The organism is Epilithonimonas arachidiradicis, assembly GCF_003610695.1.
Classification (GTDB): Bacteria; Bacteroidota; Bacteroidia; order Flavobacteriales; family Weeksellaceae; genus Epilithonimonas; species Epilithonimonas arachidiradicis.
In genome coordinates, this window is the sequence record NZ_RAQH01000009.1 from 47,867 (window position 1) to 61,161 (window position 13,295).

Consider the following 13,295-nt stretch of genomic DNA (forward strand, 5'->3'; position numbering starts at 1 on the left):
TAAAATTGATAAATTGAGCTTATAAATTCATACTTCAATTTATAATGAAAATACTAATGGTATGCCTAGGGAACATTTGCAGAAGTCCTTTAGCCGAAGGGATTTTGAAATCTAAACTTGATGATAATTATTTCATAGACAGCGCCGGAACAATCAATTACCACGAAGGTAATGGTCCCGACAAACGTTCTGTAAAAACAGCTTTCAAAAACGGAATTGATATATCGATGCAAAAATCCAGACCAATCAAGAAATCAGATTTGGACGAGTTTGATTTGATTTTCTGTATGGACAAAAATAATTACAAAGATGTTCTGAAAATGGCGGAGGATTCTCAAAAGCATAAAATCAGATTGATTCTCGATAACGAACTGGAAGTTCCAGACCCCTACTACGGTGGAATTGACGGATTTGATAAAGTTTACAAAATGCTGGACGATTCCTGTGAAATAATTGCAGAAAAAATCAGGAAAAATATGATATAAGTCACAAACAATTCTAAATTTGTAAGATAAGCCTTTTTATGAATTTAGACATTGAACAAAAACCTTTAAAACCGAAAAAAATCTATCAGCTTCTCTATATTCAAGTGCTGATTGCTATTGTCTTCGGTGTTTCTCTCGGTTATTTTTATCCGGACTTGGGTGAAAAAATGAAACCTCTAGGCGAAGGTTTTATCAAGCTGGTCAAAATGATTATTGCTCCGGTCATTTTCCTGACTGTTTCCACCGGAATTGCTGGAATGAGTGACCTCAAAAAAGTAGGTCGAGTTGCAGGAAAGGCATTCATTTATTTTTTTACATTTTCAACTTTAGCCTTGATAATCGGGATGATTGTCAGCCACATTGTTCAGCCGGGAAAAGGTCTAAACATTAATCCAAATACTCTGAACGGTGCAGAAGTTGAAAAGTATGTCAAAGCGGCGCACGACAATTCTTTGGTCAGTTTTATTTTCAACATTATTCCGGAAACTTTGTTTAGCCCACTGACTGGCGATAACATTCTGCAGGTACTTTTGGTAGCGATTTTATTTGGAGTCGCTTTGGCATTGACTTCGGAGAAAAGTTACCCGGTTTTCGATTTTCTTCAGGCTTTGACAATTCCGGTTTTTAAAATTGTGGAAGTCCTGATGAAACTCGCTCCCATTGGAGCTTTCGGAGCAATGGCTTTTACGATTGGTAAATATGGTGTGGAATCGCTGAAGAATCTGGCGATGCTTGTCGGAACATTTTATGTGACTTCTGCGCTGTTTGTGATTTTGATTTTAGGAAGTGTGGCGTGGTACAACGGGTTCAATATTTTCAAATTTCTGAGATATCTCAAAGACGAGATTTTCCTGGTTTTGGGAACAAGTTCTTCGGAGCCGGCACTTCCCGGACTGATGAAGAAAATGGAAAATGCCGGCTGTGACAAAAGTGTTGTAGGCTTGGTGGTTCCTACTGGCTATTCCTTCAATCTCGACGGAACCAACATTTATATGACTTTGGCGGCGTTGTTCATTGCACAGGCTTGTAATATCGATTTGACATTGGAGCACCAGCTCGGTCTGCTTTTGGTGGCGATGCTGAGTTCCAAAGGTGCGGCAGGCGTTACAGGTGCTGGATTTATTACATTGGCGGCGACCTTGGCAGTTGTTCCGGAAGTTCCGATTGCCGGGATGACTCTGATTCTCGGGATTGATAAATTTATGTCAGAATGTCGCGCATTGACCAATGTCATTGGGAATGCCGTCGCAACTGTTGTCGTCTCTAATTGGGAAAACCGGTTAGATAAAGACCGATTAAAAGAAGTTTTGAATTAACTTTGTAATGATTTTGGCAGCTTAATCCGCCTTCCGCTTTCAATCTTTTTTGCAGAAAGTATCAGCAGGATAGAACCTGAATTACGAGCAAAAAAGGATTTCCGCTCAAGTCGGGCTGCAGATTCAATATAGAATAAACTCCGACATAAAAACAATTATGTCATTCTTTAGATTCCCACAGAATAACAAAAATGGCGCCCGAACTTACAATTTAAACAACTCTAAAAACTACAAATTTCCTTAAATTAGCCAACTGTAAATAAATCAGGAAAAAAGCCAAAAGCCTACCATTATGACTCAAGAATTTTTGGGAAAATCCCAATTCCAGATATCCAATCAACTCGTTTCTGCAAGCTGCCCTTCCAATATTGCACTCATCAAATATTGGGGAAAGTATGAAAATCAGATTCCTGCTAATCCAAGTATTAGTTATACTTTGAACCATTGCAGAACCAACACCATGATGGAGTTTTTCGCGGGAGAAGAATTCTCAGTTCAGACTTTTTTGTCAGGAAATGAAGAACAAAAATTCGCTGAGAAAATCGAAAAATATTTCAAAAATATCGAGCAATATTTACCTTGGATTCTGAAAGGAAAATATATCATCAGAACCGAAAATACATTTCCTCACAGTTCAGGAATTGCTAGTTCAGCTTCAGGTTTTGGCGCAATTGCAAAATGTCTCATGAATTTAGATGAGATTTTTACGAATAATCCGGATGAAAATTTCAAAACAAAAAAAGAAAGCTTCCTTGCAAGATTAGGCAGCGGTAGCGCTTGCAGAAGCCTCTACGAAGGTTTGGTAGTTTGGGGAAAAACAGAAGACGTGGAAGGAAGTTCAGACTTGTTTGCCGTTCCTTATAATAATGATGAGATTCATCCGATTTTTAAAAATTTCAATGATTGGGTGTTATTGATTCACGAGGGTCAGAAATCTGTTTCTTCAACTGTTGGTCACGGCTTGATGAACACCAATCCTTATGCAGAAAGACGTTTCCAGGAAGCGCACGAGAATTTTACCAAACTGAAAATGATTCTTTCATCTGGCGATATGGAAGGTTTTATCAAATTGGTTGAGCACGAAGCTTTGACACTTCATGCGATGATGATGATGAGTGACCCTGCATTTATTCTGATGAAGACGGGAACTCTGGAAGTCATCAATAAGATTTGGGATTTCAGAAGAATTACGGGACTATCATTATTTTTCACGCTAGACGCTGGAGCAAACGTTCATTTGCTTTTCCCAAATGATATCGACAACGATAGAATTACAGATTTCATCAATACAGAACTGATTCCACTGACACAAAATGGCAGAGTTGTAAAAGATGTGATGCGATTTTGATGTTATAAGCTACATTTAGTCATAAGATAAGAGTTGAAATGGTGAATCATCTCAGACAGTTAAATTTCGCAACTTTGTTCTATGAAAACCTTCAGCGATCTTACAAATTACAACAAATACCTGAATCTCACAGCTCCTCTGCATCCATTGATGGACAGCAGGGTCTGCAAACAGGCCATTCCCAATTTTCCGCAGGCGAGTGGTGAAATTCAGGTTAATCTGTTCAAGATTTCGCTGAAGAAAAACTTTACCGGAGACATCAATTACGGAAACAATAAATATTATACTGAGAACGGATTGATGCTTTTCAGCGAGCCGGGACAGGTCGTTTCCTGGGATAGCCTGACTTTCTGGGACGGATATGCATTTGTTTTCCATCCTGATCTCATCAAGCAAAATCCGGTTGCTGCCAAAATCCATCAGTATAAATATTTCAGTTACGAGATCAATGATGCGTTGTTTATGACTGCGGAAGAAGAAGAGACTATTACCTGGCTTTTTACAAAAATTCATATGGAATTGGTGGAAAATAAAGCCAATGCCAATATCAATATTATTCTGTCGCTGTTAAATGTCGTGCTTTCGTACGCAGATGTTTTTTATGAAGGACAATTCAAAGACAAAGCAACAAAGGCCATTTCAGTGTCTTCAAAATTAAAAAGCTTCCTTCAAAATCATTATAAGGATCTATCAAAACCCGTTTCAAATTTTCCTACCGTCTCGTCTGTTGCTGAAGAGCTTAATATGTCTTCAAACTACCTTACAGACCTTATTCGTGCAGAAACCGGGAAAAGTACCATCAGCTTCATTCAGGAATTTGTGATCGAACAGGCCGAAATATTATTGCTTCAGACAGATATGAATATCAGCGATGTGGCTTACCAATTAGGTTTTACGAACGTTCCATATTTCTCCAGATTTTTTAAAAAGATTAAAGGCATTTCTCCTAAAGAAATCAGAAATCAGAGAAAAGGATAAGATATTCCCCGATTTGTGTTAAAAGTCGAAAGTCTGTCCCATTAATTTTGAACAGACAAAAAAGTTATGTCTTAAAGATTTACATCGATTAAAAGTATTACTATGATTTTTACAACACAAAAAATAACAGAAAGCTATTGGAAAGTAGCCATCAATCATCCTCCGGTAAACGTATTCGACCCCGAATTTTCAGTTCAGTTAAGAACATTAATGGATGAATTGGAAGCCAACGAAACTTTGAAAGTGGTGGTTTTTGAAAGTTCTAATCCTGAATTTTATGTCGCTCACGCAGAATTGGTCAATATTTTTGATTTTCCGAAAGGTGAGGGAAAAACAGGACTTTCAAAATCTTGGCCTGATGTTGCCAAACGTCTCGAACAGGCTCCATTTGTAAGTATTGCGTCGATTAGAGGAAGGGCAAGAGGCTTGGGAAGCGAGTTTATTCAGGCTTTCGATATGCGTTTTGCAAGCAAGGAAAAAGCCGTTTTTGCACAACCCGAGATCGGAATCGGTTCTTTTCCAGGTGGCGGTGGATTGGAACGTCTCCATTTATTGACAGGAAAGGCAAGGGCTTTGGAAATTATTTTGAGTGGTGACGATTATGATGCGCAAACTGCCGCTGATTATGGCTGGATTAACCGTGCATTTCCTGATAATGAGTTGGATGCATTCGTAGAAAATTTAGCCAAAAGAATCGACTCATTCGATTTGAAAATCATCAGGAAAATAAAAACAACGATGAACGAAAGGGTGATTATTCCAAAAAATGAACATATTATGGAAACGCAGATAGCCTTCTTCGCATCATTAACAGAACCCGAAGCAAGAACCCGAATTAAAAAACTGTTGGATCAGGGATTGCAGACTTATGGCGATGTTGAACTTAACCTTGGAAAATATTTGTAATTCAATGAAAGCATTGATCATCAACGGTCATATCAAATGGCCGCAAATTGCAGAAGGAAACCTTAACAGAATCATTTTTGAGAAAAGTAAAGATGTTTTTAACCAAAATAGATATGAAATTCTGGAAACGGTCATTGATAATGGCTACGAAATTCCACAGGAAATTTAAAAATGGGTAAATGCCGATGTTATCCTGTTTCATTTCCCGATCAACTGGTTTGGAATGCCCGCAAAAACAAAAGATTATATTGATAAAGTTCTGATGAGCGGCTACGGAAAAATCTACGCGGGAGATGGAAGAAATAATGGTGGAAACTACGGAACTGGCGGTCTTCTGAAATCTAAAGGAATCATCGTAAACACCTGGAATGCTCCCGAAGAAACTTTTGGAAATGAAGGTCAGCTGCTTGAAAGTTTTTCGATGGAAGAATTTACCAGACCTTTCACAGCGACGCTTCAGTTTGTGGGCGTTCAGCCATTACCGACGTTTGCTTTTTATGATGTTTTCAAAAATCCGAATATCGAACAGGAGCTGGTTTCTTTTGAAGAACATCTTAAGCATCATATATAAAATAATTAATTGAACAAGCCAGAAACGTTCCGTAATTCTGTGCTATTCTTCCGCTGATTTGAGCTACAGGTTGGGCTGCAATGCGATATAACTTTGTCCTATCAAAATTAAATAACAAAACAATTTAAAAATGAAAAAGACAATTTTTATCACAGGAGCATCAAGAGGATTCGGAAAACTTTGGACAGAAGCTTTCCTTAAAAGAGGCGATAAAGTAGCAGCTACATCAAGAAATATTGAGGCTTACAAAGATTTGGCAGAACAATATCCTGACTCTTTCCTTCCTATCTCTTTAGATATTACCAACAGAGAAGCGGTTTTTGAAGCGGTAAATAAAGCGAAGAATCATTTCGGGAATCTGGATGTTGTAATTAATAATGCCGGCTACGGTGTTTTCGGAGCGGTGGAAGAAGTGGGTGAGAAAGTTACAAAAGATGTTTTTGAAGCCAATGTTTTCGGGACTCTTTGGGTTACTCAGGCGGCTTTGCCGATTTTCAGAGCGCAGGGAAGCGGTCATATAATTCAGCTATCAAGTGTTTTAGGTGTTTGGAGCTTGCCGACTTTGGGAATTTACAATGCTACAAAATTTGCAGTAGAGGGCTTCAGCGAAGCTTTGGCAACAGAAGTGAAAGATTTTGGAATTCACGTTACAATGATTGAGCCTAATGGTTACACAACCGATTTTGGCGGAAGTTCAGCCGTTCACGGTGATGCCATTCCCGCTTATGATGCTTTGAAATCAAGTTTGGGAGAAGCTGAAGGTCTGTTACCTGAAGATTATGGAAAACCTGAGGCAACGGTTCCTGCAATTCTGAAATTAATTGATAGTGAGAATCCACCTCTTCGTTTATTCTTAGGAAAAGTAGGATTGAGAAAAACGGAAAGAGTGTACGCAGAAAAACTTCAGGTCTGGAACGATTGGAAAGAGGTTTCCGAAGCTGCGCACGGATAATTTAAAAACGTGAAAAATTAAGTAAATCCGATTCAAGATTGGATTTACTTTTTTGTTTTAAAATGTAAGGGTTTTCCCCATAAAATCAATTATCACGATGAAATTTCAAAATACAAAATATTTATACATCAGTACATTGCTGGCATTTATACTCATTCCGCTGGGCGGGTTGACAACGGATATTTATATTCCGTCACTTCCGGCGATGGCAGAAGATTTGAATGTTCCTGTTGAAAAAGTGCAGGTTTCGTTGCTTTTATTTATGGTAAGTTCAGGATTTAGCCAGTTTTTTATCGGAAGTATCCTCGACAGTTTTGGAAGGTACAGAATCAATATTTTTGCATTAGTTACCTTTTCTTTGGCAAGTTTTATTATTGCTTTAGTTCCTGAAATTTATGTGATTTATTTAATGAGAATCGTTCAGGGAATCACGGTTTCATTAATTATCGTAGGGAAAAGAGCTTTTTTTGTTGACCTCTACAAAGGTGAAAAACTGAAACACTACACCAGTCTTTTTTCGATTGTCTGGGCAACTGCACCCATTGTTGCGCCGTTTATCGGAGGTTACTTGCAGGTGCTTTTCGGATGGCAGTCCAATTTTTATCTCTTAGGAATTCTCACTGTCATCATTTTATTGTTTGAACTTCGGTTTACAGGAGAATCTCTACAGAATTTTCAGGTATTTAAAAGAAAAGAAATCGCAGCAGTTTACAGAAAAATGTTGGGTACGCCTGATTTTTATTTAGGATTAATAATTATTGGCTTAAGTTATTCACTTCTTGTGATTTATGGAATGGTAAGCCCGTTTATCATCGAAAAAATATATGGATTTTCACCTGTCGTTACAGGATACAGTTCGCTGGCTTCCGGAATTGCTCTGATGAGTGGCGGAATTATTTCTAAATTAATGATTAAAAAAGGACTTTTCGCAAAAATAAATGCTGCAATTATTTTGCAGTTAATCATCGTTTTTGCAATGTTTGCCGTTACTTCAAAGTATGACGGATTGGTATTTTTACTGGTATTCACTTTATCACTACATCTTTTATCGGGTTTCATTTTCAACAATGTTTATGCGTACAGTTTGCAGAGATTCACGACAAATGCGGGTATTGCAAGCGGTTTGACGGGCGGTGGTGTGTATGTGGTAAGCTCAGTTGCAGGTTACGGATTAATCAATTTATTTGAAATTAAAGATATTCAGACATTTTCGCTGGTTAATTTTATTATTGTGGTAACATTGTTTATAGTTATTTTACTATTTAGAAAAGCAATTGCCAGCAATACAGAAATTCCCTCTCATCTTATAAAATCCAAGATATAAAAGCTCCTTTTTATTTACTAAATTTGATCATACTTAAAACTTCTAACCCCAATAAATATGGAAAAAATCAATCACTATAAAAGCATCACAGAACTTCACGAAAAAAGCGGTTTTGAACCTCCGAAAAATCCTCTTTTGAGTTTGATGACCTGTAAAGAACTGATGACGTATTCTGTTGGTGAAGACCGTTTTACCGGAGATTTTTATATGATTGGTTTAAAGAAAATAAAATCCGGTTACGTGTTGTATGGAAAGACCAAATACGATCACAACAACGGTTCCGCCGTTTTTATGAAGCCCAGACAGATTATTGAGGTGCAAAATGTACAGTTTGCCGAAAAGGGATTTGTAATGTTTTTCCACGAAGATTACCTGTCGGGACATCCGTTGAATGAACAGATCAAAAAATACGGTTATTTTGAATATGAAATCAATGAAGCGCTTCATATTTCGCCTTCGGAAGAAGTGATTATGTGGGAACTGTATGAAAAGATCAGAAGAGAATATGAGGAAAACTCTGACGAATTCAGCAGGGAAATTATCCTGTCACATATCGATTCTATTTTAAAATATTCTGATCGTTTTTACAAAAGACAGTTCATTGATCGCAGTTCCAACGTTTCCGGAACAATGGTTAAAAAATTCCTTATGGTTTTAGATAACTATTTTAAGGAAAATAAACACGTGGAAGATGGTCTGCCTACCGTCAATTTTATGGCGAATGAATTAGCTGTTTCTCCTCGTTATCTCAGCGATATTCTAAAGCAGGAAACCGGAAAAACGGCATTGGAGCACGTTCACATTTACTTAATTAAAGAAGCAAAAAATCTCTTATTGAGCTCGGAAAGTAATGTCGCAGGAATTGCCTACGATTTAGGCTTCGAAAGTCCGTCTTACTTTACCCGATTATTCAAAAAAGTGGTGGGGGTAACGCCTGTTCAGTATAAAAAGGAAGCGGTTAAGTAAATTCAGGATGATAATCTGAACTTTTTTACAAACTAAAATTGAGCTTTTTTACAAAGTTTGCTTTTCGTTTCACCTCTAACTTTGTCCTATAAAATTTTAGAAATGAAAACAGTAAACAAAATTTACATCAATGGTGAGTTTGTAACGCCTCACGGAACAGAAACTTTAGACTTAATCAATCCGTCTAATAACGAAAAAATAGGAGAGATAATTCTAGCCGATGAAGTTGATACCAGAAATGCCATCGCAGCAGCGAAGGAAGCTTTCAAAACCTTCTCAAAATCTACAGTAGATGAGCGAATTTCTTATCTCGAAAAACTTAAAGAAGCGGTAGAGAAAAGAAATCAGGAGCTGATTGACGTAATGATCGAAGAATACGGAGGAAGCAAACAGTTTGTCACTTTAAGCAGTAATAATACGAACAGTTGGTTTGATTCGATGATAGAATCTATCCGAAATTTTGAATTTGAACAAACGATTAATTCTTCAAAAGTTCTTTTACAACCAGTGGGTGTTGTGGGAATCATCACGCCGTGGAATGCCAGTAACAGTTCGGTTTGCAGCAAAGTTGCCACAGCGATTGCGGCAGGTTGTACAGTGGTCATTAAACCAAGTGAAATGAGCGGTTTGCAGACTCAGGTCTTGATGGAAGCCTTTCACGATGCAGGTTTGCCAAAAGGAATTATCAACTTTGTAACAGGTTTGGGAAATGTAGTCGGGACAGAATTAACTATTAATCCTGATGTTTCCAAGATTTCGTTCACAGGTTCTACGGCGGTGGGGAAACTTATTGCTAAAACAGCGGTCGATACAATGAAAAGAGTAACTCTGGAGTTGGGAGGAAAATCACCCAATATTATTTTGGATGATGCCAATCTTGAAGAAGTTGTTCCGACAGCGGTTTTCGGAGCGTATATGAACAGCGGACAGGCCTGTATCGCACCGACAAGACTTCTGGTTCCTGAAAATCAGATTGATAAAGTAAATCAAATCGCCAAAGCAACGGCAGAAAAAGTGGTGGTAGGATTGCCTCAAAATGATGACACAAATGTGGGACCGATGGTGAGTGTAAAACAATTTGAAAGAGTTCAGAATTACATAAAAATAGGATTGGAAGAAGGGGCAACTTTATTAGCCGGAGGAGAAGGCAAGCCTGAAGGATTGGAAGCCGGAAACTTTGTAAAACCGACCATTTTTACCAACGTAAGCAATACAATGAGAATTGCTCAGGAAGAGATTTTTGGCCCTGTGTTGTCCATTATCCCTTATAAGACGGAAGAGGAAGCGATAGAAATTGCAAACGATACACCTTACGGTTTGGCGGCTTACATCAGTTCATCTGATGTTGAAAAAGCTCAGAAAGTAGCTTCGCAGATTGATGCCGGAAGAGTTTGTATCAACGGTTTCAAGCACGATCCGATGGTTCCTTTTGGCGGTTTCAAACAGTCTGGAATTGGTAGAGAATACGGTGTGTATGGTTTGGAAGCTTATCTTGAACCTAAAGCTGTTCTGCAATAATATTTTGTACATTTGATAAAGCGTTGTTTCAAAAAATGACGCTTTGTTTTTTAGCATTCAATTAAAATGGAAAAATCTGATATTGTCTATTCCTGCTATCACGAGGTAAGCCGGAAAGGTGAAAATTTTGTTCCTCAGCACGTCCTTGCTTTTCAAATTTCGGGACAATTTGTGTTATCTGACGGTCAGGAAAAATACATTGCGAAGGAAGGTGATTTTAATTTAATCCGGAAAAACCAGTTGGTGAAATTTACCAAATGTCCGCCCGAAAACGGAAGTTTTGAAAGTCTGAATATTTATCTGAATCAGGAGGTTTTACAGACTATGGCAAAAGAATATCATTTTTCATCCAACCATTCTGAAACTTCAAAACCTATGGTTTCTATAGAAGTGAATGCTGTGCTTCAAAATTACATCACCTCATTGCAGACCATTCTTGAAAATCCGAAACTGTTGACCAAAGATTTTATTGACCTTAAAATTAAAGAGTTATTATTCATTTTAATCGAGATTCAGCCTGAGCTCAAAAATATTCTCTTCGATTTTTCAGAGCCTTTTAAAATTGATTTGGAATCTTTTATGATTCAAAATTATAAATACAACGTCAATCTCGAACGTTTTGCTTATCTCACAGGAAGAAGCTTAGCAACTTTCAAACGCGATTTTGAGAAGATTTTTCACTCTTCACCGCACAAATGGATTTTGCAGAAACGGCTGGATGAAGCTTATTTTTTAATGAGAGAAAAACAGCAGTCGCCTTCGGAAATTTATGTGGATTTAGGCTTTGAAGATCTTTCTCATTTTTCTTATGCCTTTAAAAAGCAGTTTGGATTTAGCCCGAAAAATATCGCAGCAACACTTTAAAGAGTTAATTAATTTTGCTCAGGAAACTGTTTTCTGAAGTGTAACGGAGAAATTCCGGCTTTGGTTTTGAAAATTTTGGTAAAGTGAGAGGGATGTTCAAAACCGAGTTCGTAAGCAATTTCGCTTACCGATTTTGTCGTTCCCAAGAGGGTGTTTTTTGCCTTATCAACCAACTTCAGATGGATGTGCTCTATCGTCGTTTTGCCTGTCAATTTACTGAGCAAATCTGATAGATAGTTGGAAGAAAGATTCAGTTTTTCGGCAAAATATTTTACTTCGGGAATGCCTTTTTCAATCAGATGGTCATCATTAAAAAAATCATTAAGGAGAATTTCAAAACGCTGTGTTATATCGTTTCCTGTTTTGTTGCGGGTGAAAAACTGCCGGTCGTAGAATCGGTCGGAGTAATTCAAAAGCATTTCAATCTGGTTTAAAATTAATCCCTGCGTATGACGGTCGATATTCTGGGAATATTCTTTTTTAATTCTTGCAATCACTTCATCAAGCAGAATTTTTTCATCTTCCGAAATATGAAGCGCCTCATTGCTTTCGTATTGAAAAAAACTGTATTTCTGAATTTTTTTACCTAAATCTGAACCGTAAATAAAATCAGGATGAAATGCCAGAAACCAACCTTCCTCAATCTCTGTATCCGCACTCGGACTCATCACCTGATTCGGAGCGGTAAACATCAAAGTGCCTTCCTGAAAATCATAATTTGAGCGTCCGTATTTTAAACTTCCTTTAAATTTTTTGTAAACAATCGTGTACAAATCAAGGATGTACAGATAGTCTGCGAAATTTTCGTCGGAACGGCTTACGTTTTTCAGATCAATCACCGTAATCAAAGGATGTTTTGGACTTCTGTAATTGTAAAAATGATGAAGGTCTGCAACAGATTTTATGGAAATAAAAGCTTCTGACATTTTTCTGATTTTAGTTAAATTTAAAGATAATATTCATTACACGACATTTTTTACCGCAAAAGTCTCAAAAGAAATATTTGAAAAAATTGAATTCAAAAGTTTACAAAATGTTATGATTAATTTACTTTATCAAAGTTTTGTTAGCTTTTTTAAAGCTTATTCAATATTAAAATCTTTTGTGACTTTTGCGGTTTAAATTACAATGATTAATTCTGCATCAGTTTCAGAAAATCTTCTTCAGAATTTTTGTTTTTCAAATCAATGTAAAACTGTGCATCTTCGCCAATCACATATCTTAATTTGGAAAGTTGATCCGTCGCAGCGCCGAAAATAGTTTCTGCAACTTCTTCTGCGCTTGCTTTCGGAAGATGTTCTGTCCGTTTGGTGAATTTCGGGATAAATGCTACCAGTTCCGTATTATATTCTTCAATCATATTCTGAATCATTTCGATTCCGCTTCTGAAATTGGTGGCAATACTGCCCGGTTCTACGATTTTTACATCAATTCCAAACGGAGAAACTTCAAAATGTAAAGCTTCGGAAAATCCTTCCACTGCAAATTTCGAGCTGTTGTACAAACTTGCAAAAGGTCCCGCTGTAATTCCTCCGAACGAAGAAATATTAATGATTGTCCCTTTTTTCTGAGCTCTCATTATCGGTAAAACGGCTTTCGTCACATTCATCAGACCAAAAACATTCACTTCAAATTGTTTTTGAATCTGTTCAGGATTTGAAGATTCGAAAACGCCCATCAATCCATAGCCTGCACTGTTCAACAAAACATCAATTGAGCCGAATGTTCCTGTTCCTTTTGTTATCGCTTCCTGAATTTGCTGTGGATTGGTGACATCCAGTTTTACCAATAGAACATTTTCAAGAAGATTAAGTTCTTTTTCGTTTTCCGGCGAACGCATTGCAGCGATGACATTCCAGCCGTTTTGCTGAAATAATTTAGCGCTTGCTTTTCCCAATCCCGATGACGCTCCGGTGATCAATACTGTATTTTTCATAATGAATTTGTTTAAAATTTCTCAGGCAAAGTTCCGATAAGCAAACACGAATCGCTTGTCGATTTTACGGAATGTCTTATACATTTCTACGATTTCGGTTGGGTAATTCTGTGCTATTCTTCCGCTGAAAT

At 37.4% G+C, this 13,295-nt stretch carries 13 protein-coding genes and 1 pseudogene; 12 read left to right on the top strand and 2 right to left on the bottom strand.

Annotation, left to right across the window (positions count from 1 at the left end; all coding sequences use genetic code 11):
• Window positions 1–44 precede the first annotated feature (44 nt).
• The 12 genes and pseudogenes from BXY58_RS13690 to BXY58_RS13740 all read left to right on the top strand — a co-directional run bounded on the left by BXY58_RS13690 (window position 45) and on the right by BXY58_RS13740 (window position 11,228).
• Entirely contained in the window at window positions 45–485 is a 441-nt protein-coding gene (locus tag BXY58_RS13690; RefSeq protein WP_120214429.1) for a low molecular weight protein-tyrosine-phosphatase, read from the top strand.
• Window positions 486–523: 38 nt separating this feature from the next.
• On the top strand, window positions 524–1,801 hold the full coding sequence (locus BXY58_RS13695; protein WP_120214430.1) for a dicarboxylate/amino acid:cation symporter: 1,278 nt from the start codon (window positions 524–526) through the stop codon (window positions 1,799–1,801).
• A 292-nt stretch (window positions 1,802–2,093) separates the two neighbouring features.
• The gene (locus BXY58_RS13700; RefSeq protein ID WP_120214431.1) at window positions 2,094–3,149 is read left to right on the top strand and encodes a diphosphomevalonate decarboxylase; all 1,056 of its coding nucleotides are present in this window, start codon (window positions 2,094–2,096) and stop codon (window positions 3,147–3,149) included.
• 81 nt (window positions 3,150–3,230) lie between these two features.
• Complete coding sequence (locus BXY58_RS13705; protein ID WP_120214432.1) at window positions 3,231–4,127, top strand: helix-turn-helix domain-containing protein; 897 nt, start codon at window positions 3,231–3,233, stop codon at window positions 4,125–4,127.
• 102 nt (window positions 4,128–4,229) lie between these two features.
• The gene (locus BXY58_RS13710) at window positions 4,230–5,033 is read left to right on the top strand and encodes an enoyl-CoA hydratase/isomerase family protein (protein WP_120214433.1); all 804 of its coding nucleotides are present in this window, start codon (window positions 4,230–4,232) and stop codon (window positions 5,031–5,033) included.
• Between the two features lie 4 nt (window positions 5,034–5,037).
• Window positions 5,038–5,202 (top strand): hypothetical protein, encoded by a 165-nt coding sequence (locus BXY58_RS16975; RefSeq protein WP_170144242.1) that lies wholly within the window; start codon window positions 5,038–5,040, stop codon window positions 5,200–5,202.
• Between the two features lie 18 nt (window positions 5,203–5,220).
• A pseudogene (locus BXY58_RS13715) lies at window positions 5,221–5,604 on the top strand (NAD(P)H-dependent oxidoreductase); the annotation flags it as partial.
• Between the two features lie 130 nt (window positions 5,605–5,734).
• The gene (locus tag BXY58_RS13720; protein WP_120214435.1) at window positions 5,735–6,556 is read left to right on the top strand and encodes an SDR family NAD(P)-dependent oxidoreductase; all 822 of its coding nucleotides are present in this window, start codon (window positions 5,735–5,737) and stop codon (window positions 6,554–6,556) included.
• A gap of 97 nt (window positions 6,557–6,653) precedes the next feature.
• The gene (locus BXY58_RS13725) at window positions 6,654–7,880 is read left to right on the top strand and encodes an MFS transporter (protein WP_120214436.1); all 1,227 of its coding nucleotides are present in this window, start codon (window positions 6,654–6,656) and stop codon (window positions 7,878–7,880) included.
• Window positions 7,881–7,937: 57 nt separating this feature from the next.
• The gene (locus tag BXY58_RS13730; protein ID WP_120214437.1) at window positions 7,938–8,846 is read left to right on the top strand and encodes a helix-turn-helix domain-containing protein; all 909 of its coding nucleotides are present in this window, start codon (window positions 7,938–7,940) and stop codon (window positions 8,844–8,846) included.
• A 102-nt stretch (window positions 8,847–8,948) separates the two neighbouring features.
• Complete coding sequence (locus tag BXY58_RS13735) at window positions 8,949–10,364, top strand: aldehyde dehydrogenase family protein (protein ID WP_120214438.1); 1,416 nt, start codon at window positions 8,949–8,951, stop codon at window positions 10,362–10,364.
• 66 nt (window positions 10,365–10,430) lie between these two features.
• Window positions 10,431–11,228, top strand: coding sequence for a helix-turn-helix domain-containing protein (locus tag BXY58_RS13740; RefSeq protein ID WP_120214439.1), 798 nt, complete (start codon window positions 10,431–10,433; stop codon window positions 11,226–11,228).
• 8 nt (window positions 11,229–11,236) lie between these two features.
• Here BXY58_RS13740 and BXY58_RS13745 read toward each other — a convergent pair whose 3' ends face one another.
• The gene (locus BXY58_RS13745) at window positions 11,237–12,154 is read right to left on the bottom strand and encodes a helix-turn-helix domain-containing protein (protein WP_120214440.1); all 918 of its coding nucleotides are present in this window, start codon (window positions 12,152–12,154) and stop codon (window positions 11,237–11,239) included.
• 206 nt (window positions 12,155–12,360) lie between these two features.
• Window positions 12,361–13,164: an SDR family oxidoreductase gene (locus BXY58_RS13755; protein ID WP_120214442.1), complete on the bottom strand. Its 804-nt coding sequence runs from the start codon at window positions 13,162–13,164 to the stop codon at window positions 12,361–12,363.
• Window positions 13,165–13,295: the final 131 nt, after the last annotated feature.